At 59.1% G+C, this 21,893-nt stretch carries 24 protein-coding genes; 9 read left to right on the forward strand and 15 right to left on the reverse strand.

Annotation, left to right across the window (positions count from 1 at the left end; translation table 11 throughout):
- Window positions 1-46: 46 nt before the first annotated feature.
- From bla to Q672_RS23305, 5 genes are all read right to left on the reverse strand, one after another.
- Window positions 47-880, reverse strand: a complete 834-nt coding sequence (bla, locus tag Q672_RS23285; RefSeq protein ID WP_022984856.1) for a subclass B3 metallo-beta-lactamase — start codon at window positions 878-880, stop codon at window positions 47-49.
- Window positions 881-939: 59 nt separating this feature from the next.
- Window positions 940-1,896, reverse strand: coding sequence for an MBL fold metallo-hydrolase (locus Q672_RS23290; RefSeq protein WP_022984857.1), 957 nt, complete (start codon window positions 1,894-1,896; stop codon window positions 940-942).
- 123 nt (window positions 1,897-2,019) lie between these two features.
- Complete coding sequence (locus Q672_RS23295; RefSeq protein ID WP_022984858.1) at window positions 2,020-2,523, reverse strand: hypothetical protein; 504 nt, start codon at window positions 2,521-2,523, stop codon at window positions 2,020-2,022.
- 97 nt (window positions 2,524-2,620) lie between these two features.
- Window positions 2,621-3,508, reverse strand: coding sequence for an oxygenase MpaB family protein (locus Q672_RS23300; RefSeq protein ID WP_022984859.1), 888 nt, complete (start codon window positions 3,506-3,508; stop codon window positions 2,621-2,623).
- Window positions 3,509-3,669: 161 nt separating this feature from the next.
- On the reverse strand, window positions 3,670-4,818 hold the full coding sequence (locus Q672_RS23305; RefSeq protein WP_022984860.1) for an oxygenase MpaB family protein: 1,149 nt from the start codon (window positions 4,816-4,818) through the stop codon (window positions 3,670-3,672).
- 27 nt (window positions 4,819-4,845) lie between these two features.
- Here Q672_RS23305 and Q672_RS23310 point away from each other — a divergent pair, with 27 nt between their 5' ends.
- On the forward strand, window positions 4,846-5,472 hold the full coding sequence (locus tag Q672_RS23310; RefSeq protein ID WP_022984861.1) for a TetR/AcrR family transcriptional regulator: 627 nt from the start codon (window positions 4,846-4,848) through the stop codon (window positions 5,470-5,472).
- 3 nt (window positions 5,473-5,475) lie between these two features.
- Here Q672_RS23310 and Q672_RS23315 read toward each other — a convergent pair whose 3' ends face one another.
- A complete protein-coding gene (locus Q672_RS23315) occupies window positions 5,476-6,021 on the reverse strand; it encodes a TetR/AcrR family transcriptional regulator (protein ID WP_022984862.1) in 546 nt (181 codons plus the stop codon).
- Window positions 6,022-6,117: 96 nt separating this feature from the next.
- Here Q672_RS23315 and Q672_RS23320 point away from each other — a divergent pair, with 96 nt between their 5' ends.
- Complete coding sequence (locus tag Q672_RS23320; RefSeq protein WP_022984863.1) at window positions 6,118-7,041, forward strand: alpha/beta hydrolase; 924 nt, start codon at window positions 6,118-6,120, stop codon at window positions 7,039-7,041.
- Here the strand turns inward: Q672_RS23320 and Q672_RS23325 are convergent, their stop codons facing one another.
- Window positions 7,042-8,127 carry an AraC family transcriptional regulator gene (locus Q672_RS23325; protein WP_233552433.1) on the reverse strand — a complete coding sequence of 362 codons (1,086 nt, stop codon included), beginning with the start codon at window positions 8,125-8,127 and terminating at the stop codon, window positions 7,042-7,044.
- A gap of 119 nt (window positions 8,128-8,246) precedes the next feature.
- On the opposite strand from Q672_RS23325, the gene Q672_RS23330 reads away from it, so the two are divergent.
- On the forward strand, window positions 8,247-9,146 hold the full coding sequence (locus Q672_RS23330; RefSeq protein ID WP_022984865.1) for a metal-dependent hydrolase: 900 nt from the start codon (window positions 8,247-8,249) through the stop codon (window positions 9,144-9,146).
- A gap of 232 nt (window positions 9,147-9,378) precedes the next feature.
- Window positions 9,379-9,978: a hypothetical protein gene (locus tag Q672_RS23335; RefSeq protein ID WP_052017486.1), complete on the forward strand. Its 600-nt coding sequence runs from the start codon at window positions 9,379-9,381 to the stop codon at window positions 9,976-9,978.
- Here the strand turns inward: Q672_RS23335 and Q672_RS23340 are convergent, their stop codons facing one another.
- On the reverse strand, window positions 9,979-10,944 hold the full coding sequence (locus Q672_RS23340) for a helix-turn-helix transcriptional regulator (RefSeq protein WP_052017487.1): 966 nt from the start codon (window positions 10,942-10,944) through the stop codon (window positions 9,979-9,981).
- Window positions 10,945-10,995: 51 nt separating this feature from the next.
- Between Q672_RS23340 and Q672_RS0117110 the strand changes: the two genes are divergently transcribed.
- Both Q672_RS0117110 and Q672_RS23345 read left to right on the forward strand, forming a co-directional pair.
- A complete protein-coding gene (locus tag Q672_RS0117110; RefSeq protein WP_081703621.1) occupies window positions 10,996-11,832 on the forward strand; it encodes a GIY-YIG nuclease family protein in 837 nt (278 codons plus the stop codon).
- A gap of 43 nt (window positions 11,833-11,875) precedes the next feature.
- Window positions 11,876-12,652, forward strand: coding sequence for an SDR family NAD(P)-dependent oxidoreductase (locus tag Q672_RS23345; protein WP_022984869.1), 777 nt, complete (start codon window positions 11,876-11,878; stop codon window positions 12,650-12,652).
- 21 nt (window positions 12,653-12,673) lie between these two features.
- On the opposite strand, the gene Q672_RS23350 is transcribed toward Q672_RS23345, so the two are convergent.
- The 4 genes from Q672_RS23350 to Q672_RS23365 all read right to left on the reverse strand — a co-directional run bounded on the left by Q672_RS23350 (window position 12,674) and on the right by Q672_RS23365 (window position 17,229).
- The gene (locus Q672_RS23350; RefSeq protein ID WP_022984870.1) at window positions 12,674-12,928 is read right to left on the reverse strand and encodes a DUF1841 family protein; all 255 of its coding nucleotides are present in this window, start codon (window positions 12,926-12,928) and stop codon (window positions 12,674-12,676) included.
- Window positions 12,929-13,463: 535 nt separating this feature from the next.
- Window positions 13,464-14,114 carry a TetR/AcrR family transcriptional regulator gene (locus Q672_RS23355; RefSeq protein WP_022984871.1) on the reverse strand — a complete coding sequence of 217 codons (651 nt, stop codon included), beginning with the start codon at window positions 14,112-14,114 and terminating at the stop codon, window positions 13,464-13,466.
- A 104-nt stretch (window positions 14,115-14,218) separates the two neighbouring features.
- On the reverse strand, window positions 14,219-16,462 hold the full coding sequence (locus Q672_RS23360) for a hypothetical protein (RefSeq protein WP_152521818.1): 2,244 nt from the start codon (window positions 16,460-16,462) through the stop codon (window positions 14,219-14,221).
- 158 nt (window positions 16,463-16,620) lie between these two features.
- Window positions 16,621-17,229 carry a TetR/AcrR family transcriptional regulator gene (locus Q672_RS23365; RefSeq protein ID WP_102792305.1) on the reverse strand — a complete coding sequence of 203 codons (609 nt, stop codon included), beginning with the start codon at window positions 17,227-17,229 and terminating at the stop codon, window positions 16,621-16,623.
- Window positions 17,230-17,367: 138 nt separating this feature from the next.
- Here Q672_RS23365 and Q672_RS23370 point away from each other — a divergent pair, with 138 nt between their 5' ends.
- Window positions 17,368-18,288, forward strand: coding sequence for an SDR family NAD(P)-dependent oxidoreductase (locus Q672_RS23370; protein ID WP_022984874.1), 921 nt, complete (start codon window positions 17,368-17,370; stop codon window positions 18,286-18,288).
- 330 nt (window positions 18,289-18,618) lie between these two features.
- On the opposite strand, the gene Q672_RS23375 is transcribed toward Q672_RS23370, so the two are convergent.
- Window positions 18,619-19,767, reverse strand: a complete 1,149-nt coding sequence (locus tag Q672_RS23375) for a zinc-binding dehydrogenase (RefSeq protein WP_022984875.1) — start codon at window positions 19,765-19,767, stop codon at window positions 18,619-18,621.
- A gap of 220 nt (window positions 19,768-19,987) precedes the next feature.
- Here Q672_RS23375 and Q672_RS23380 point away from each other — a divergent pair, with 220 nt between their 5' ends.
- Complete coding sequence (locus tag Q672_RS23380; RefSeq protein ID WP_022984876.1) at window positions 19,988-20,350, forward strand: DUF6164 family protein; 363 nt, start codon at window positions 19,988-19,990, stop codon at window positions 20,348-20,350.
- On the opposite strand, the gene Q672_RS34385 is transcribed toward Q672_RS23380, so the two are convergent.
- Both Q672_RS34385 and Q672_RS23385 read right to left on the reverse strand, forming a co-directional pair.
- A complete protein-coding gene (locus Q672_RS34385; RefSeq protein WP_022984877.1) occupies window positions 20,347-20,472 on the reverse strand; it encodes a hypothetical protein in 126 nt (41 codons plus the stop codon). The genes Q672_RS23380 and Q672_RS34385 overlap by 4 nt on opposite strands.
- Window positions 20,473-20,527: 55 nt before the next feature.
- Entirely contained in the window at window positions 20,528-20,944 is a 417-nt protein-coding gene (locus Q672_RS23385) for a helix-turn-helix domain-containing protein (protein ID WP_022984878.1), read from the reverse strand.
- A gap of 66 nt (window positions 20,945-21,010) precedes the next feature.
- On the opposite strand from Q672_RS23385, the gene Q672_RS23390 reads away from it, so the two are divergent.
- A complete protein-coding gene (locus Q672_RS23390; RefSeq protein WP_022984879.1) occupies window positions 21,011-21,490 on the forward strand; it encodes a DUF2938 domain-containing protein in 480 nt (159 codons plus the stop codon).
- Window positions 21,491-21,893 lie beyond the last annotated feature (403 nt).

Here is a 21,893-nt window from a genome sequence, read left to right on the forward strand (position 1 = left end):
AGTGGAACAAGGGAAATAATCCGATCTGTTCCTTCAGCTCAGTGGATCAATCAGGGCGCTGGTCCGCGATTTGTTGGCGCAGGGCCTGTTCTGCAATGTCGGCGTAACGCTGGCAATCCAGCGGCGAGGACCTCGCCGGGTCGCCATAGTGCCAGCCGCTGGCGCCAGGATGCGGGGTCAGTAGCACATCACAGGGGAGCGCTCTCACGGTGGCAAAAGTGGCGTTGAAATCGTCCACGATCCGCGGGTAACGCGGGTTGTCCAACAGCTGGTATCCGGGCGCGGTAAGGCTGTCCACATACGCCATATCGACTGTCTTTCCCTGCCGGCGCGCCTGCCAGGTCCAGGCCATGCTGCCGGGAGTGTGACCGGGAATAAAATGGCCGGTCAGCGTCACCTCGCCCAGGGTGACCTGTTCGCCATCCTGCAACTGTCGGTCCACCGACACGGGCGGGTAAAGAATCTCATCGTCAAAATGGATATCGTGGGCACCGCCTGCCGCCATCAACATGGCGGTTTCCGCATTGGCCGCGAGTCGGGCGCCGGTGGCACGCTGAATCGCCGCCAGCGACCCCGCATGGTCACCATGGCCATGGCTCACCAGAATCCACTTGAGGTCCTCTGGTGCAACCCCCAGCGTACGCATGTTGTCCAGCAACATATCTGCGCCTTGCGGCATACCGCCATCGATCAGAATCGCGCCGTCAGCGGTTTTCACCAACAGCGCCGTGAGTTCTTCGGTCCCGATGTGCCACACGTTGTCGGCAAGCGGCAGAGGCGACATGGGAGCCAGCCAGGGCTCGGGCACCGTATACGCCTGCAGTTGAGGTAATGGTTCGGCCTGCGCAACGGCACATGCCAACAGCCCGCCGGACACCATCACAGAAACATGTATTCTCACTGGCATTCTCCCGTAAACACCGTTGGACACGCCGGTTCTCACACCGTTCGCTGTTGCAGCCAGACCACCAACCCCTGACTGTTCAGGTGAATATCAAACCCCAGTGCGTCATCCAGGGCCGCATCGGACAGGTTCACCCCGTGCTCACGGGCTTGAGCGAACAGATAGTCTCGCAGGGCAGGTTCCAGTCGCCCCATCAGATCATCGTCACCACCTTCTTCCGCCTGCTCCGCCAGCAACACATAGTCATCCACCATGGCCAGCAAGCGCTCCCCCGGTCGCGCAGGCGCTTCCAGCAGTCCGTAATGGGTAAGAAACATGCGCTCCGGTTGCAGCGCCAGCAATTTGCGAATCGACGCTTTCAACGCGGGCGGGTCAAATTGCACCGGCGTAGTGGTGGGCAAGATGAAGGGGCCGCGTTCTGTCACCAGGGAAGGGTAGGCCAGACCAAAGGTATCGCCGGTGAAAATGCCATTGGACGCACTGTCCTGGACACAGAAGTGATGGCGGGCATGGCCAGGGGTATCGTGAAACGTCAGGCGGCGCTGGCCAAGCGTCACCTGATCGCCATCGTGCATCACCCTCACTCGCGATTCCGGCACCGGAATAATGTCGCCATACATCTCGGCAAACGCCGCTTCACCATACACCGCCGTGGCGCCCGCCTTGAGTCTGGATGGGTCGATCATATGGCGCGCCCCGCGGGGGTGAATCAGCAGAGTGGCCGCGGGCAACGCCTGCATCAGGCCACCCACCCCGCCGGCATGATCCAGATGCACATGGGTGGGGATCACATATTTCACCTGACGGCGATCGATCCCTTTCTGTTCCAGCAGATCAAGGATGATGGGGACGGTGTGATGGGTGCCGGTTTCGATGATGGCGCACTCGCCGTCATCTTCCATCAGGTAGCAGGCGGCCAGTTCATCACGGACCATGGCCGTATCAATGCGGGTAATACCGTGGGCTAACGGCTGGTAAACCTGGAAGGACATGATAGCTCCGGGAATGACTGGGAGCCTCACTATACGACAGCGTTTTTCACCACCCCAGTGGACTTCCGTCGCAGGTCGGAAAGCGCGCCTGATACGTCGTTTTCCGCCGGGAAACGGCTCCGTTTAAGGGCAACGCAGCCGGTTAAGCGTGGCCGCCGAACCTTTCAGGGAAAAGTCCGACACGTACAGCACCTCGCCCGCCTTGTTCAGGTAAACCACATCCAGCTCCCTGCCCTGCTTGAGCGCGCGAACCACCGGAGACGAAAGCGGCACCGCACTGGCAAAGATCAGCAGATTGTTGTCGGCATCGTAGCTGCCATGACGTGCGCCAAGATCACCAAAGTGCACCCCGTCCACCCGGAACTCACGTAACAACTCGCCCTGCTCGAACTGTGCCGGCAGCGTGGTGGCGGGACCGCTGGCGGTCACAAAACGACGGTGGGCCAACACATACACCGGCTGCCCGGTGTCCTGTTTGCACAACATGCCCACCGCGAATTTGGCTGCACCATCCTGCCCACCATGGGCTCCGGCGTAGGGGTGGCCATGATAGGTCGCCATGGTCCAGTCGGCATGGGCCGACAGGCTGAAAAATGCCAGACAGAAAAACAGCAGGCCGCGTGTCATACATTCCCCCGGGTGGTGTGTTGTTGGTGTTCTGTCCAAGAGACCAAGAATCCTAACAGACTCCTGAATGGGAAACCCGAAACACCGCACACCCGGATCAGCTGGCGCGCGCCACCTTCAGCGAGGCCTCACCACCATAGTTTTGCGGAAACTGACGGGCGTCCTGAATGGCACTCCAGGCCTGGGGCACCCAACGGGATTTTTCGGGCAACAGTGGCCACACGGCACGGAAGGTCAGGCTGATCAGCTGGAACAGGGTCTTGTCCCACCAGTTCCAGCGAATCCCGAATCGCTCGCGGTAGGCCTTGGGGAAAAAGCCTTTCTTGAGATGCCAGGTCATCGAGCCCACGACATACTGGTACATCTTCCAGCGCCCGTCAGAGACTTTCATCCCCGGCGGCTTGGGCTGGTTGGTGTAGTAACCGCGATGTCCCACGTACTCGGTGGCGGGGTTTTCCTGTAACCGGTGACGGATAGTGTCATCCAGATACGCCCAGTAGGCGGCCCGGGTGGCAGGCATGTCCTTGTCACGGATCCCCATTTGGCGACCAAACTGCAGCCATTCCTGGAACAGCTGTTCCTTGTCTGCCTCACTGAGCTTGTCGCCGTTGAAACGGGCCAGGTAGAGCATGCCGTAGTAGGTCGTGATGTGGACCCAGGTGTACAGCTCCGGGTTCAGCGCATGATAGGGTTTGCCGTTGAAATCGGTGCCCTTGATGCTGCGATGCATTTCCCGCAACCGGGTACCGAAATCCCGCACCCCTTCAGCAGTGTTGTAGAGCACCGGCCACAGCAACGCCAGCGAACGTTCGGCACGGCCCCAGGGGTCTTCCTTGTAGGCCGAGTGCTGCTCGACGCCGGCACCAATACCCGGATGCGCGACCTGCAAGGTGGTCGTGCTGGGCAGCAACATCAACACCCGGCTGTCACCGAAGTACTTCCACATCAATGAATCCGGACCAAGGACGGTCTGTTCCTGTGTCATGTTGCGCTCCCGCGTTGCCGCTATCGGTGCGGCGTATTGGTTTTTCTTCAACGCTACACCGTGTATACCTTGCTGTCCCGAAGGGTAAATAAAGGATTCGCGCCTGTTCGTGACCAAAAGGCGCAGATTTTGGCAAAAAAGACGGCGTTTCGCCGACCCGGTCAGGAAATATGGCGAAAGGCGCGCTTTTGCGGGTCTTCTGGCAAATTCTTGTGCAGGGCGGCTCGCAACATCCGCACATTCAGCCGTTCACTGATGCGATCCACCCCCGGCACCCGGTAGTGAGCCAGAGTCGCCACCTTGTTGGCCGCCTTGTAGGCCAGCACCGCCCGCAACCAGAATGCGCTGCGCGGCAGTTCGTAGACATCCGCCAGTTCGTCGCCAAGACAGATACGGCTCAATTCATACAGCAGGGATTCCTGCAGCCGGAACGGCGGCTGCCCTGCCAGCGCCGTGATCACCGCCTGGGCCAACAGCCGCCCTTCTTCATTGGGGTTGTACTGGCGTTCGCGGATACGCTGATATTGATAGATTTCCTCGTCGAGCGAGTCGGTCAGCATGTCATCGCAGACACCGTTGAGATGGGCCATGTAACGCCACATGTGATGGCAGGCCACCTTGTCATCGTCGCTCAGTGACGCCCCCATGCGCTCCATGCCGCGCAGGGCCAGGTAATCAAACTCGATGATGGTGAAAGCCATGTCTTCCTGGTTGATGGGCTCGTCGTATTGATCGGTTTCCCAGCCTCGCCCACGCAGGTACTTACGCACCATGGCGTGCAGCAGGCGCACTTCCATCACTGTGCGGTGGCCTTCGGCCCCCGGCCGCAACCCGCCGGGTACATTCATGTTGTGGGTCATTTGGGAGGTTTCATACACCCGCCGCATCACGTCCTGGTGCAGGCGCCCCGTGGCAATCAGCACATGGGTGGCTTTGCTCAGGGAGTAGCCTTCCACCAGGCTGCTCACCAGCAAGGCAATCGCGCGGACGTTGGCAAACCCCAGATTTACCCGGGCCGCGTGCTCTACTTTCTGCCAGTCCACCCAGGACGGAGTGCTGTGGCACTGATCGACGTAATCAGCAAAGGGGCCGCCCTCGGATTTTGCCCGGGCATACACCTCGTCCAGCATCTGTGACGGTCGGGCCCGCTCAATCCGCTCTGCTACCGCATCCGCCAGAGGGTCACAGGTGTAACGCATGCGATCCATCACCTCATCGCGGTACTTGTGTTGCCAGGCGGGCGGGATGATGACTGATTCGCTCATGGTGTCCTCGTACTTGCCATTTTCGCCACCCTGACGATAATCCAAGCAAATACTTGGTTAAAACTTGGTTTTATGACACAGCCTTTCCCCCACCTCTCCGCCCTGAAAAAACAGCCCACCCAGCCGCGGGCCATTCGCACCGTGGAACGCATCATCGCGGCCACCGGCGAACTGGTGAAGGAGCAGGGGCTGGAGGCCCTGACCACCAACAAGGTGGCCGACCAGGCCAACGTGAATATCGCCACCCTGTATCAGTATTTCCCCCACAAGCAGGCCCTGCTCAGCGCGTTGATGCAGAGCTACCTGAACGACCTGACACGGGTATTGAATGACCTTCTGGACGGACTGGGGGACATCTCCATCGAAGAGTCCACGCGGCTGTGGGCGACCCTGGGGATCCAGTCATTCCGGCAAAGCGGAGGCGTGTTAACCGAACTACTGCGCAGCCAGCACACGCTGACCGCCTTGCCGGAAGGCAAGGAATTCGAACGACGATTAATGGAAGCCATGCACCGCTTCCTGATCAAGCAGCGCCAGCGGCTGCAGGTGGATAACCTGGACCGCGCCATCTACACCGCCTTTCATGCCTGCACCGCCATCCTCTCCCAACACCTTCTGGAACCGGTGCCGTATTACACCGACGAGGAAATGGTGGACGAAGTCGCCACCCTGATGAGCCGGTATTTCTATCAGCCGTAGCGGTCAGTCAGGCAGGGCACTCACCGCGAACCATTGCAGAATCGCCTCCCGCTGCGCCTCACTGTGAGGGTGCGCCAGCAGGCCCTCCACCAGAAAGGTGCCTACCGTCGCCAGCATGGCCGCACGCGCCGGGGCCACTCCTTCCGCCTCCAGGGTATGAATCACTGCCGCCTCCACAAAGTGATGGAACTGCTCGTGCCATTCCCGAATCACGGCAGACTGCTCCAGTCGCGCATGCACCGTGGTCACCAACTCGCGACTCTGCTCGAAGGCCTGCAGGGCCCAGGCCATCTTGTCCTTCAGTGGCAGGCCTGCAATGCCCGGCAAGCGCGCCAGGGTTGCTGACATCTGCCGGTTCAGCACAGCGACCAGCAGCTCATCCTTGCTGGGGTAGTACCAGTACAGGGTATTCGGTGCGACCCCCAGCTCACGGGCAATGCGACTCATGGAGGTGCCGTCATACCCCAGCGTCAGGAATAGCCGGGCAGCGGTGCTCTCCAGCTCTTCCTGTTTCACTTTCAAATCGATCTCGCGCTTGTTCTTGGCCACGGCGCATGCTCCTACAGTCTGCCCGGTCATCTTGTATGGTATTCAAGAATGCTAGCCTGCGCTCTTGAATGCCATACAAGATAACGGAGCCCCACCATGGATGCCCTGCGACACAACCCCAACACCCTGACCTGCGACAGCCAGCGAACCGGCTTTTACTCAGCGGGAACCTGGTGCGCTGCCACCCTGCACCGGCCGGCAAACCCTGCAAGCAAGACCCTCCCGGCCATCCTCATGCTGCACGGCTGGGGCGGCATCCAGGACGCCCTGACGGTGCCGTACTACGAGGAGTTCACCCGCGCAGGGTATGCAGTCATGACCTTTGACTATCGCAGCTGGGGAGACAGCGCCGGGCTACCACGACAGGTGATTTCAGCAAGAGAGCGGGTTGCCGATGGCGATGCGGCCCTGGCCTTCCTGAAAAGCCAGCCAAGCATCGACCCCCGCCGTATCGTGTTGTGGGGGTCGTCCTTTGGCGGCGGCCACGCCGTCGAGCTGGCCGCCGGGCATCCGGAACTGGCGGGCGCCATTGCCCAGGTGCCCATGCTGGATGGCATGGCCGCCGTGCGCGCCGTACCCGTTGGCCGGTTGTTGCGGTTCGGCCTGTATGCCCTGGCCGACTTGCTCAAACCCGGGCACCCGATTTACGTGCCGGTGGTCAGCGAGCCCGGCGCCTTCTCCTCCATGGACCGGGACGACGCCGGCAAAGCCCTGCAACTGGCAGAAACCAGCATCGGCCGGCCCTACGACAACCGGGTGGCGGCGCGGTCGCTACTGACCATGGGGCCCTATCGTCCCATCAAGCACCTCAAGAACATCCGCATCCCCACCCTGCTACTGGGGGCCAGCGGTGACTCGGTGGCACCGTTTGTCGAAAACGCCATCCGCAAGGCGAACAACCCTCACCTGACCCTCGCCAGCGTTCAGGCCAACCATTTCGAGCCCTACTTCGAACCGGCCTTCAGCGATGTGATCCGCCAGCAACTGGCGTTTCTTGCCAGGCTGGATACCACCGCATGATCAGTGACTGGACTGCTGACGCCACTCCCGTGGCGTCATGCCCGTCCAGCTTTTGAACGCACGGGTAAAATTGGCCGGGTTCAGGTAACCCAGCTGGTCACTGATACGGCGGATTTCGCGCTCCGGATCCCGCAACAACTGGCAACTGTCACGGCGCCGCGCCTCTTCCAGCAACTGCTGGTAACTGAACCCCTGCTCCTGCAGCCGGCGACGAAAGGTGCGCGGGGTCATGTGCAACCGCTCGGCCAGCATCACCGGGCTGGGGTACCCGTTGGGCCCGGCCAGCAGCATGGCCCGCACCCGCCGCAACACATCCCCGCCCGGATCGCTGAGAGCACTCTCCCGTTCACACTGGGCCACCGCAGCGCGCAAGCCTTCCGGGTTGGCGGTGGCCAGTGGCTGGTCCATCACACTCAGGTCGCCCACAAGGTGAATACCCGCCCGGGGCATACTGAAACGCAAGGTCGGCAAGCGCGCCTGCCAGGTCTCCACCCCATCTGGCGCGGGGCCTTGCAACCAGATTTCCGCTGTCCCCGGCAGATCCCGAATCAGAAATTCCATGCCGCGGAACATGCTGGTGGCAATGGAACTGAACATCAGGTCCACCAGTCGTGGCGGCAACGCACACTCCGGCACCAGCTCCATGAACATGTCATTGTCGGATTCATTGACCAGCAGCTGCACGCCCCGCCCACGCAAGTGCCAGAAACGCTGCAGCAACCCCACGGCTTCCCGCGGCGTCCCGGCACACAACAAGGCGTAACCCAGATTGCCATGGGCGGTCAGGGGCATGCTGTCACCACAGGCAAACCCCAACGTGGGATCCCCGCTGCGCACCCGCGTCACCGCCGCCAGCATCCAGACTTCACGCAGCGACAAACGCCCCTCCGGGTCCTCTACCCGCTGCGCGTCCAGCCCCGCGTCCGCCAGCATCTGGGCACGGTCGGCCCCACGGGCCTCTGCCGCCGCCAGAAAAGCCCGCGGATACGTTGACGACTGGGTCTGCTGGCTGATCCAGCCAGGCATCGCATCGAGACGCTCACGGGTCTCGGCAATCAGGGAGTCGGTCTTGGAGTCGCTCGCCACATTGGCCACCAATGATAATTATTATGTCCATGCAGAATCTCACGCTGCCCCCGGCGGAACCAGTACCGTAGAGGCCATATTGAGACAAAACGCCCTGACGGGCAGAAAGGAGCACAGCCATGAATGCCATTGTTCCCATTGGACCGAACCGCAAACGCAAGGGGATCGCCGGGGCTATCCGTGCCGTGGCCAGCAAGACACCCAAGGGCATGATCCCGCAGGTGCGTCGCCCGGAATTTGAGTTCAGCAACAGCGATGACATGCCCCGCTACTGGTGGGACAACAACCCGGTTAAAACCCTGCTGCTGGCCGCCATGTCTGCCGGTTTTCCGCCGGGCGAGCGGTTCTTTATCGATTCCGTGCGTTACTTCGAAAAAGAGATCACCGACCCGGAACTGAAAAAAGCCATCAAGGGTTTCATCGGCCAGGAAGCTCACCACTCCCGCGAGCATGAAATGCTGAACGGTTTCCTCCAGGACAAGGGCGTGAATCTGGCTCGGTTAGAGAAGGAAATTCTCGATTTCATGAACCTGATGCGCAAAAAACTGAGCCCGGAACGCCAGCTGGCCCACACCGTCGCAGTGGAACACTTCACCGCCCTGATGGCCGAAGAGTTCCTGCTCAAGTACGACGCCCTGGAGGAAATGGACCCGCGCATGGCACCGGTATGGGCCTGGCATGCAGTGGAAGAATCCGAACACAAGGCGGTAGCGTTCGATGTCTACAAAGCCATCGGCGGCAGCGAATTCACCCGGGTCACGGAAATGATGCTGGTGAGTGTTCTCTTTCCGTTCTTTACCACCATGCATCTGACCCAGCTGATGCGCGAAGAAGGGCAACTGACCAATGTGAAGGCATGGACCAGCACCCTGAACTATATGTGGGGCAAGCCTGGCGTATTCAGGAAGTTGCTACCGTCTTACTTCAAATTCTACAGCCCCAACTTCCACCCTTGGGACCACGACGCCAGAGACCTGGTAGAAAAAGCCAAGAAGAAATGGCTGGGTGACTGGGCCTGAGTCAGCGACACCCTGACGACCGGCGGCCTATTCCAGGGCCGCCGGCGACAGATCAGAGAGCAACATCCGCGCATCACCGCCACCATCACGGCTCGTCCCGATAACGCCACTATCCGCCTGACGTTAACAAATCTGCACAGACTTCCCCGACCCTGACCATGTTGTAATAACCGAAACCGGCACCGGGGTATAATCACCTGCCCCACATCTCCAGGCACACAGGTACAGGAAAGTGACAACCGAACACCGGCATGTGATCACGCGATTTCAAGCCACGGCTACCCTCATACTGCTCCTGCTGGCAAGCGCCTGCCTGGCACAGGATGCATGGCCGGACAGCCTTCGTTTCGGCCTGGCCAAAGCGAAGGAAATTGCCGCCGCCCCCACCGTGATTGCAGCGGTGGAAGAACAGAATCGCCTCAATCATCAACTCGACCCTGCCGAGATACAGGCATTAGACGAACGATGGCGGGCACAATACGGCAAATCCAACGCCGACTTGATAACCCTGATGATGGAAACCCCCCTCTCCGATTTCCTGCGTACCTTGCACCTTCGAGAGAAAGGAGTGATCACCGAAATCATCGTGATGGATAACCAAGGGCTCAACGCCGGGCAGAGCGCCATCACCACAGACCTGTGGCAGGGGGACGAGCCCAAGTGGGTGAAAACCTTTCTGGCCGGCCCGGGAGCTTATTACGCCAGCCCTGTGCGGCATGATGACTCAACCGGGGTATGGCAAATCCAGGTCAGCTATACCATCAGCAATGATGCCGGCAACGCCATCGGCGCCGTGACGGTGGGCGTGGCACTTTCAGAGTTCGGGGAGTAACTAGCTCCGGCGTTGCGCACGCCCGGGATTTTCGCCATACCAGCTCTTGTAGGCTCGGGAGAAATTACTGACGTGGTTGAAGCCCGCCCGCAGCGCGACCTGTTTCAGGGCAAGCTCCCCTTCTTCGATCAAGCGTCTCGCCAAAGCCATCCTCTCGGCACGAATAAACTCCGCACAGCGTTTGCCAGTGCGTGCCTTGAAAAGACTATTCAATCGCGTTTCCGCCATGCCCATTTCGTCAGCCAATTGACGGGCAACCAAAGGGGCTCCCGGATCCTGCTGGATGCGCACCATGATGCGCTCCAGCGCTACCTGCTCCCAATCCGGCAAGTCCTCGCTGTCATCATCCAGTCCCTCACAAAAACTGTCGATAATCTCGTAAAGGAAGAGGATCGCCAGCCCTTCCAACTGGAAGCGACGGCCCGCCCCGTGCAATTGCCGGGCAAACATGGCCGCCCCCACGCTCCGCATTCGCGGGGTCACTTCTGTGACGCGCATATCCACCACGTCGTCATCATTGCGCACAAACGGCGCCAACGCCGCCGGCAGGTTTCCATTGAAACGCTGATGCAACGACTCCAGCGTGCACGTCACACCAATGTGACGAATCAACTGCCCTGCGGGTAACAGATACCGCGTCCCGGTGGTATCCACCCGCATGATCAAGGCATCCGATTCGCCGCACGATAACGGGGCCATTCCCGGGGGCTGCACCTGCAACTCGCCAAGAATATTCCAGCTGCCCCCGATCCAGCCCGGCGCCATATAGTTTTCCACCGCAAAAAACGCGTCCTGCTCAACCTCCAGCTCAGCAAGATGCAGAAACAGGCCAGTGCCGAATGCCAGCTTTTCCATGCGGCCCCGCACTCCGGGAATCGCGAATCGCTCGCCATCACGCATGCTCAGTAGATCCTCAGGCTCTCCCCGATCCAGAACCCCAGAGCATTCCTCTTGCCGAGCATTCATCCGCGCCACCCCTTCACCCTTTCCTCAACCAGTACTTTTCATAATGATGTCATGCATGACAGCCACGCTCCGCACTCTCTCCCAGCATTCACGGACCTACCGGACTCCCCGGGGGTATACCGGTTTTTCGGTAACCAGGGCGAGCTTCTCTACGTCGGCAAGAGTATCAATATTCGTCAACGGGTGCGGAGTCACTTTCAGGCCAGCAACCCCAGCCCGCGAGCCAGAAGAATGTGTGGCCTCACAGACCAGGTGGACTTCACCGTAACCGCAGGCGAACTGGGCGCCCTGTTACTGGAAAACCGTGAAATCAAGGAGCGTCAGCCTATCTTCAATCGGCGCCAACGACGCTACCGGCAATTGCACACCTGGGTTCTGAACCCCGCACCAAACGGGTTTCTGGTACCCGGCCTGTTTCGCCCCGCCGATAACAACCCCTTATGGCAACAGGACTGCTTTGGTTTGTATCGCAGCCCCCGCCAGGCACATCAGGCATTGGAAAAATGGGTGAAGGATGCCCAGTTATGCCCTGCCATCTGTGGCCTGGAGCGGCATCAGGGCGCGTGTTTTTCGTGGCAATTGGGCCGTTGTCGTGGCGCGTGCTGTGGCGAGGAAACCGCGGACCAGCATAACCAGCGCCTGCTGGGCACCTTGCTGGCCCACCAGATTCAAGCCTGGCCTTACCGTGGCACACTGGTGATCCGCGAGCGCAGTGACGACGCAGAGGACTATCATCTGATTCGTCAGTGGTGCCATCTCACCACCCTGCAGCAGCCCCCTTCTCCCAACGACCTGAGCCTGCCCTATTCTCCCTGTTTTGACCTGGACAGTTATCGCATGCTGGTACAGTTTCTCAACCGCGGTATCGAGCACTTCGTGATGTCCTGACCCCCTTCACGGGGCATTGTCGCGCCAGCCGCATACTGTCGGAATGTCTGCCATTACGCCTTCCCCCATCAGCCGACTGATTACCGGAGCAAGCTCTGGCATCGGCCTTGCTCTTGTGAGGTATTGGCTGTCACAGGGCAGTCCGGTGATCGCTGTGGCGCGTCGTGCCAGCCATTGTCAGGTGCTATTGCAACTTCAGTCCGAACATCTCACAGGTGGGCCTGTCCTGCACATTCATGATGCGGATATCACCGACGAACAACAGCTTGAGGATCTGGCAACCTGCTTGCGAACCAACAATCAGATTCCTGATCACATCATCCAGTGCGCGGGTATGCTCCATGATCCAGCGCAGTCGTTGACCCCGGAAAAAAGGCTGGAAGATATTTCGCTCAAGGCACTGCAACGCAGTTTCGCGGTCAACGCCTTTGGTCCCATTCTGCTGGCGCGCACCCTGCTCCCCTTGCTCGACAGCAAGCGACGCACCGTGTTTGCCAGTCTCTCGGCCAGGGTCGGGAGCATTCAGGATAACCATCTTGGCGGCTGGTACAGCTACCGCGCCAGTAAGGCCGCACAGAATCAGCTGTTACGTACCCTGGCAATCGAGACCCGGCGCCGACTGCCAAATCTGACCGTGCTGGCACTGCATCCCGGCACCACCGACACTCCTCTGTCGCAGCCCTATCAACGCAATGTCCCCGAAGGAAAGCTGTTCTCGGCCGAACGATCAGCACACCAACTCGCTGCCATCATCGATGGTGCAGGAGAAAACGATCATGGCCGTTTCGTCGCCTGGGACGGCAGCGATATTCCCTGGTAGCCAACAAGCCGGGTTTTCGGACTACGACAAGGCAAGCAAATCCGCGGCGTAGGCATTCACGTCGAAGCCGGTGCCAGTTTCATCACTCCGGGCGATATGTGATGCCAGCACATCAGCCATGGCCGTTAGTGCCTCCTCGTGGTCCATCCCTTTGGAGGTCAACGCCATCATCACCAGGCCCGCCTCACGGGGGTGCCCCTCTGCAATCTGATTTTCAATCGCCTCCACCAGTGCCTTGTGGGCGAAATCGTCCTCGGCCTGTTCCAGCTCTTTCATACTCACTCCCGTTCATCGCGCACGCGCTTCACCGTTAGGCCCGGCAAAGGCAAAAAACTACCCACCGTGAGCGGACCACAAAATCGTACCCCACGGAACGACACACCTGGCCGGCCCGGCTGATCTGCAAGCGACCCGACACACAGTCCACATTGTCCCGGCGGCGGCGCCGAACTTTCCACATACCGGACCCGGTGACGAGCCCCGCCGCGGTTCGAAGAGAATTGCAGGCGCGTGGCCGCAGGTTTGATTAACAACGTATTCGTCATCGCCAACCTCGACAGCAACAACCGCAGCACCTGAACAGTGCAGCGTAGTGTATTGCTATTTGGGGACGAGGCTGTGAGGAAACAAGACAGGAAAGACACAGAAGCTGCCCAGGCAGGGAGGCACCTTCCCCCCGGAGTCTGCCTCCCTGAACCTGAACACCGCCACACTACCGGCCTGTTCCACCGGCCTCCAGAATCGTTTTATATGAATTTCGGGAAAGTTATCATTTTTCTGCGCATCAAGACCGAATCACTCTTATTAGCCCTTACTTGGCTTCTATCCCTGCAGAAACGTATGCAATAAATCCCTTGGCGAATTCATCGAAGTCCAACCTGAAACCGCCCTCATTGCCATCCAGATCAGGCAAGCGCCAAAGCAACCCTTGATCGACCATGCCGTTAAGAGAGCTATTAATGGCAAGAAACAAGTGCATTCGAACCAGTTTCCTGGGCTTATCCGGAACCACTTCTCGAATTTCCGCTTCCAATCGCCAGATAAACTCGCCGAAGTAACGGATCAGAAGATCTTGCCCAAAGTCGCCCTCCTCGCGAATCATCCGGGCCATAAACCAGACACTGGCGCGATCCTGCAGCAAGAACAGGTAAAGGGATTTCACCAATACCATGGACACATCCCGCACCGTCACGGCTCGGCGGGACTGTTTCTCGGAAAAGGTTTGCCATTGCTGCTCAGTGACAACCAAAAACCGGGCAGCGACATCTTCTATACATGCCTCAACAAACGCCTCCCGCTTGCCAAAATAATAGCGAATCGCCGCCTCATTGAGCACGCCAGCTTTTCGCTGAACTTCTCTCAGGGACACACTGGTCCCTTTTTCACCAAACAACGCGATGGCAGTTTTTACCAGACGGGTTGCTACTTCATCACCCGGTCTCTCCTGGGAGGAACGCTTCATTATTGATTCAGCCAGACTGCAAACACCCGGTCAGTATAGATCAGGCAACCATGCACTCACAGGCAAAAAAAGCCCTGCTTACGCAGGGCAAAAAGAATCCAGAATCAGTCAAGCTGTTGACACGCCTCTCTTAAAACTGAGTGGGCAGCACGAAAATCCCCTGTTAACGCCGACTCTCGTGCATCACTGATTAAATAACTGACCCCCGCATAAGTGTCGCTGCTGATTTCACCTACTGCCCTGGCAAGACCTAACATCTCCACCGCCTGCCCGGTCAGTGCTTGATAAGACGATGCCTCAGGAGAGTCGAGCCATGTGTATCCAGCGCTGTCACGGCCAACCTCCCATGCCAGCACTTTCCGGACCGCGTAGCACACCGCATCACGGGCTGCGAGATCGAAACGCGATGACGGAGCATACTTGGTGACACCTCCAGTCAAAGGGGGCAGCAGATCTGCCAGCGCCTCGCCAAGAAGGCCGTTTCCAAGAATTTCTGTTACTCCAACCACTGCACCACGACGCAGTGGCGAGTTACCAATCACGACGCTGCCATCGTTATCAATACCGATAACAGCAATGGATTCTTCTCGTGCCGGGGTGGAATTAATTACCTCCCCGGTCATGCGGTCGATCATGGTCACTGACATAACCAAAGGCGCAAAGACTTCACTGCGCTGCGGGTCCATTTGAAAACCCAACCCGGCAATCAACACCAATGCATTTTCAGCAACAGTGGAAATCTCAATATTCGATGCCTGAAGCTGAACGGGAACCGACAATCCGGCTTCCGCAAGAGCGGAGCTAACCAGTTGCGCGACGGGCAGCAGTGCCGCGCCCCCGTAGAAAACACCATCCAGATTGGCTGACCAGCCCAACTCAGCACTGTTGCCATGATCAACTATCTGGAATACCCCGGATCCCGTAGACGCATAAACGTAGTTGTCGTATGGCGAAACAGCCAGCGAACCCAGAATCTGATCGCCCACATTGACTGACCACACCAACTCACATCGCTGATCAAATGCCAGTGCATTGCCGTCTTTGTCAGAAGTGTAAATGCGGTCCCCTCCGGGCAGCACAGCGGGAGTCGAAGCCGACCCTCCCTCAAACGGGACAGCACACTCTGTTTCAAAACTGAATTGATCGCCCTCACGAGTAAGGGTCAGTGCGTGCAAAGCACCAAAACGTGCGACCCCGTCTTCAATACCATCCGCTGCGTCCGGCAAAGTAGCCGCAACCCAGATACGATCAGAATCCGGGTCGGTCGCATAGTAGTTGCTAACCACCATGTCGCCGCCAAGCGCCACCGCGATAATTGTGTCAAAGATGCGGGCATCTTCCGGCAAGTTCGCGCCTTCCGGAACAAACTGTTTCCGGATGGCCTTCTCTGCACCCTCAAGGATCGGTTCAGGTAGATTAAGCCCCGTGTTATCAACAGAGGGATCCCCCTCGACACGGTATTGCGCGCGTAATTCTCCAGTCTCGCGAGCGAAAGCCAGGACCGTACCATCACCGTATACAGCGATCACGCTATCGGTTGGCTGGTGATAGTTGATCCCCCATAGCCGTTTCTTGATATGTGTATCAAAGTCCGAGGTTGCTGGTGTATCAATGCCAAACCCGGTGTTGGTGCACCAACGCACCTCACCCTTTTCAGTAACGGCAAACACCCCGCGCAGCCCTCCGGAGTAAATCACCTTACCTGCGTTTTGCATGTCATTGAGCACCATTGGCGTGCCACCCTGACCAATCTGGCCAGGCCTCACGACCCAACGGCGCGCTCCTGATACCTTGTCCAGCGCAATCATGGAAAAATCAATGTCCGTGCCGCCTACGGGGAACACATGGGTGCCGTAGTATCCCTGATCACCCGATGTGACTCCCTCGGGCTGATAGAGCTGGCTTTCTACCGTCCATTGAAGCTCCAGATTCCCCGGAATAATCAGGTCCACCTGATCATTATTGATCACATTCCCGTGAATCGTGCCAAATCCCTGCCCACGCGGAATCACTTCGCTTGCCTGTATCGCGGGGGAGCGTGAAGCCAGATTGACCTGGCTGAAAAGCGACAAGGGGGTGCTCGTCTGCTGTTTCACCAGATGCTTCAGTGCACCCGGGGTCTCAGTGACGACAACAGACGGTGACGGGGAAAAGTCCATCATCATTTCCTCACAAAACCCCGTCAACGGAACTGGAACCGAAGGAACAGCTGCGGAACCCTCGCTTTGTACCTGATCAGACTGAGCTAAGCTTGTAGCTTCACCCGAGGAGTCTGATCCTCCGCAACCGGTTAGTGAGGCGCAAGCCACCAGCCCCACAGCCAATACCCGTCGTTTGATCATTGCCATGCGCGTTTCCTGAGTTGTTGTTCTTTGCGTCCCCGGCAGCCGCCGCGGGACATCTCAGGCAGCAACATATTTCCATTAACCCATATGGGTCAACTCACTTGGGTTAATTTTCGTTTCTATCTGTAACCCCCCCTTGGCAATACACGGGAATGTCGACCTCAGCTTGCCGGCATCGAGACCAACCACTGCGTCAACCTTTGCGACAAAGCATCAAGTACTGGCTCGGCCCCCATAGACGGCGGCGCCATCAGCACCATGTGCATCAGGGTTCCCGCTGCCGATGTGGACATCAAATACAGAGTGGTGGGCGACACGGAAACCCGATACTGCTCGTGGGTTCGCTTTAACCCCTCCTGCAATACGGTTTGCAGTTCCTGCTGCAGCTTGCGAGTGGCGGGCAATTGATGCAGGTACGGCACCTGAAACACCAATACCCGCAGCAGTCTGCGATGCTGGTGCATCAGCGCATGCAGTGCACCAAGAAAATGGCGCATGGCCACGTTCAACTCGCTGCGCTGGTCGGTCATGGCCAAACGGCCTTGCAACAAGTCGGTGGTTTCCGCCAGCAACGATTCTGCCAGCCGCGCCACAATGGCTTCCTTGCCAGGAAAGTACTCATACACCGAACCGATGCTCACCCCGGCCACCTCTGCCACCGCATTGGTACTTAACCCCGCGTACCCACGGCGCTCCAGAATCCGAGCACAGGCTTGCAGCATGGCCTCTACCGAGGCTCGCGACCGTGCCTGGCGGGGCTCTTTTTTCATTTTAAAAACAGTATGTTGACGATGATCAGCGGCCATTCTTCCCCCGTTCTTGCTGCAGCGAAAACCCGAGTTTTTCCGAGTATATGCTCAGGTTAAGATGTAAGCCTATCTGCAACGACAAGCCAGAGCACCCCGATCATGTCCAGCGAATTGAAGTTCCGACTCCCGACCATCCGCCCCTATTTTTCGCGCTTGCGGGACCACTGGTCCTGGAATACCCGCAGCGTGATTCAGCCCGGCACCGCTCTACGCAGACGGGTGAGTGGCAAAGTCGTCATGTTGACCGGCGCCAGCTCCGGCATTGGTGAAGGGGTCGCCGAAAAACTGGCCGAGGCAGGCGCCACGGTGTTGCTGGTGGCCCGGAACCGGGACAAGTTGAATGTCATTGCCGAGCGTATCCAGGCCAGTGGCGGCAAGGCCGGGGTGTACCCTGCCGACCTCACCAATCTGGAAGAATGCGACCGAATTTGCGAGCAGGCACAGCAGGATCACGGCCGCGTGGACATCCTCATCAACAACGCCGGACGCTCCATCCGCCGCTCCATCAAATTCACTTACGACCGCTTTCACGATTACGAACGCACACTGCAACTGAATTACCTGGCGTCAATCCGCATGGCCATGAACCTGTTGCCCGGCATGGAAGCTCGCAACGAAGGCCACATCATCAATGTGTCCACTGTCGGCGTGCAGGCAAACCCCGCCCGGTTCTCTGCTTATCTGGGTTCCAAGTGGGCCCTGGAAGGCTGGACCTGGGTGGCCGCCAACGAGTTCGCCCACACCGGGGTGCGGTTTTCTTCACTGAACTACCCGCTGGTGCGCACGCCCATGATTGCGCCAACCAAGATCTACCAATACATGCCGGTGATGTCGCCGGAAACGGCCGTGAAATGGATGCTGGATGTGATCGTCACCCAGAACAAACGCAAGCTAGGGGTGTTCGGCAAAGGCGCGCTGGCCATGTACTACCTGCTGCCGAAAACCTCCGAGTCCATCGTTAACGTAAGCTACCAGAGCATCTATGAAGAACCGCCGGAGAACCAGGGAGCCTCTAAATAACTCCTTGCATGCTCAGCGTGACCTGGAGCGTGCAGCTGTTGTGTCTTGTCTCGACGGTAAGGGTGGTTCCCTTTCCTAGAGGCAAGGCGCAGCAGATGTGCGCTCCAGGCCGCGCCCTTCGGGTCTTTCAGGCTGGCCCGCACTCGTTGTTGCGCTTTTTCGATGGATGGACATACACCTTCAAAATCGCGCCTAGATTGCGAACCAGCCTGAAAGACTGAGCACGCAAGGAGTTATTTAGAGGCTCCCTATGTCTCCAGCAAGGCCCGGGCAGGCAAGGCTGCCAACGGGCCGGAAGGAAAAAACCAGGAACGGGCGTGACGGGGTCCGTCACGCCTTGCGCGGGTCAATCAGGATCTTGGCGTGCTGTTCCGGGTCACGCAGGGCCGTAAAGGCGTCATCCACCCCGGACAGCCCCACCGTGCCGGTGATCAACGGCTCCACATTGACCTTGCCCTCAGCAATCATGTGCAAGGCATCGCGGAATTCGATCGGCATGTAGCCGAGCACGAAACGCAGATCGATTTCCTTGTTGATGGCATTCACCGGCACAAAGTTGTCGGTCTTCATGCAGACCCCGACCACCACCACACAGGAACGCAACGGCGCTTCATCGATAATGCTGTTGATCACGCCGGGCACCCCGACACATTCAAAAATCACGGGCCGTTTGGGTTCTGTCACCCCCGCCACCTCCGCTGCCCGCCACAACGGCTCCCAGGGGAACGGCGTCAGACGCAACATGGACATGCCATCCAGGGCCATATCAAACAGCTGCGGCGCATTGACCACAAAGCCACGTTTGGCCAAGCCTTCGTAGGGGCTGCCCTCTGAGGGGTCCACCACCACATGGGCGCCCATGGCTCGGGCCAGTTTACGGCGGGTCGGCGAATAATCGCTGGCCACAATATGCCGTACCCCCTTGGCCTTGAGCATGGCAATCACCCCCAGACCAATGGGGCCGCAACCGATCACGATGGCGGTATCGCGGCGGCCCACACCTGAGCGGTTCACTGCGTGCAACGACACGGCCATGGGCTCGGTCAGGGCGGCATGGTCATCGGAAATCCCGTTGGGCACGCGGAAAGTCAGCGACTGCTCCACCACCATCCGTTCGGCATAGGCCCCCGGCGCACAGGTGGACAACCCGGTAGGGTGCGCCTCGCCACCGGCACGCATCAGCGGCATCGCAACGACCCGCTCGCCAGCCTTCCAGCGACGGTGTGTCTTCGGCCCGTAGTCGGCAATTTCCCCTACAAATTCGTGGCCCAGCACCACCTGGTCCTGACTGCGCATGATCTTGTCATAACCCACCCGCTGGGTGGCGTCGGCCAGTTCATCCGCGTGATCACGGGCATGCAGGTCCGACCCGCAAATACCGCAGCGCAGCACATTGAGCAGCATCTGCCCCTTGCCGGGCTCCGGCTCGGCCACTTCCTGCACATTCAACTGACCGTGATGACAAACAACGGCTTTCATTGGCTTCCCCTGAGTGATTGGTGGTGGGTAATGGGCGGCAGCGCGAGGCGCAGGGGATTCCTGCTGGCGTGTCACCGATCGGCCCAACCATGACATTGATCGATGTAACCATGAAAGTGCCCAACAGGCCAAACCGCAACGCCCATCACCCCGGGCGACACAGCCCGCCCCGCTTCGCTACACTAGGCCCGGTTAACGCCCCCCCAATCAGAGCGATTTCATGACCACCTTGCTACTCAACCTGCGACAGGTACCGGACGACGAAGCCGAGGAAGTGCGCGCCCTGCTCAACGAGCATCGCATCGCGTTCTATGAAACCACTCCCAGCCTGTGGGGCATTTCCTCCGGGGGTATCTGGCTCACCGATCCCGAAGAGCGCCAGCGAGCCAAGGCATTGATGGAAACCTATCAGCAGGAACGCGCCCTGCGCGAACGCCAGCGCTACGAAGAGGCGCAACGCAATGGCACTGCGCCGACGCTGGGCCAGCGACTGCGCGAGCACCCCGTCCGTGTGCTGGGCGTAGTGATTGCCGTCAGTGTGCTGATCCTGGTGACCTTGGTGCCGTTCCTGACATTGGGTTAGGCGTTGTCGTCCCCGCGTTGTTGAAGCTGCTTTTCCAGCCGGGAGACCTTCGCCAGGGCATTCACCCCGAACACGAATCCCAGCACACCGAACACCATCCCGATAATGCCAAAGGTTTCCATTCACTCACTCCGTAACTCGTCTTGTTACCGGTAATCACCCGCCTACATAACGGGCTCACGGTTTCCCACGTTTCGCCTTAGCGGTTTTGGCATGCGCAGACGCCACCGTCATCAGACGACGAAACCGGTCGCACTCCAGATGCCGTGGCGCCGGGCAATTGGCCGCATGTCGAAGTCCATCCCGCATGGCAGACAAACGCCGGATGGTCAGCTCCAGCTCATCGGCCTTGGCCGCAAGCGCCTGTCGATCAATGGTGGGCTCGCCGTCAGCGTCAAACATCTCACCAATCTCATCCAGCGAAAACCCCGCCGCACGCCCCAGTGCAATCAGCGCCAGCTGATCCACCACCCGTGGCGCAAAAAGCCGTTTCAATCCGCTTCGCCCTACCGATGCGATCAAGCCCTTTTCTTCGTAGTAACGCAGGGTCGATGCCGGCACACCGGACTGGCGCACCACCTCGGAAATATCCATGCCCTTGACCTCAAGCTGACTTGAAGTTGTACGTTAACACCCACCGCAACCCGAGGACGAGCCACCATGACCCACTTGCTGGATTTTCTGCTGAACACTGCCATCGTCGGCCTGTGCGCCACCCTGGTAATGGATGCCTGGAGCTGGCTTCGCCAGCCGCTGCTTGGCATCGCACCGCCCAATTACGACCTGGTCGGCCGGTGGGTACGGCATATGGGCAACGGTCAGTTCCGTCACCCTGCGATTGCCCAAGCCACCGCCATGCCCCATGAAGCCATCACAGGCTGGGCCGTCCACTATCTGGTGGGGCTGGGGTTTGCCGGCGCCCTGTTGTTACTGGCGGGCCCCGGCTGGTTGTCGCACCCTACCCTGTGGCCCGCCCTGTTGTTTGGTCTGCTTTCCGTCGCCGCACCCTTCCTGCTCATGCAGCCTGGCATGGGCGCCGGCCTCGCCGCACGCCGCACGCCCAACCCCCGCGCCGCCCGCCTGCAAAGCCTGCTTACCCACACTGTCTTCGGTGCAGGGTTATACCTGGGGAGCCTCTGAATAACTCCTTGTATGCTCAGTCTTTCAGGCTGGTTCGCAATCTAGGCGCGCTTTTGAAGGTGTATGCCCATCCATCGAAAAAGCGCAACAACGAGTGCGGGCCAGCCTGGAAGACCCGAAGGGCGCGGCCTGAAGCGCACATCTGCTGCGCCTTGCCTCTAGGAAAGGGAACCACCCTTACCGTCGAGACAAGACACAACAGCTGCACGCTTCAGGCCACGCTGAGCATGCAAGGAGTTATTCAGAGGCTCCCTAGGTGGCTGGGTCGCCCATGCCCTCACCCACTGAGCCGGTCTGCCGTTGACCATCCCGTTCAGAGATCCGTCCAGAGTGATACAAATTACAATTATCGTCTCATCCTGCGGGTGCTAACCTGACTTAACAGATTACCGGTCGACTCCCC

Source organism: Alcanivorax sp. P2S70 (genome assembly GCF_000475295.1).
GTDB lineage: Bacteria > Pseudomonadota > Gammaproteobacteria > Pseudomonadales > Alcanivoracaceae > Alcanivorax > Alcanivorax profundi.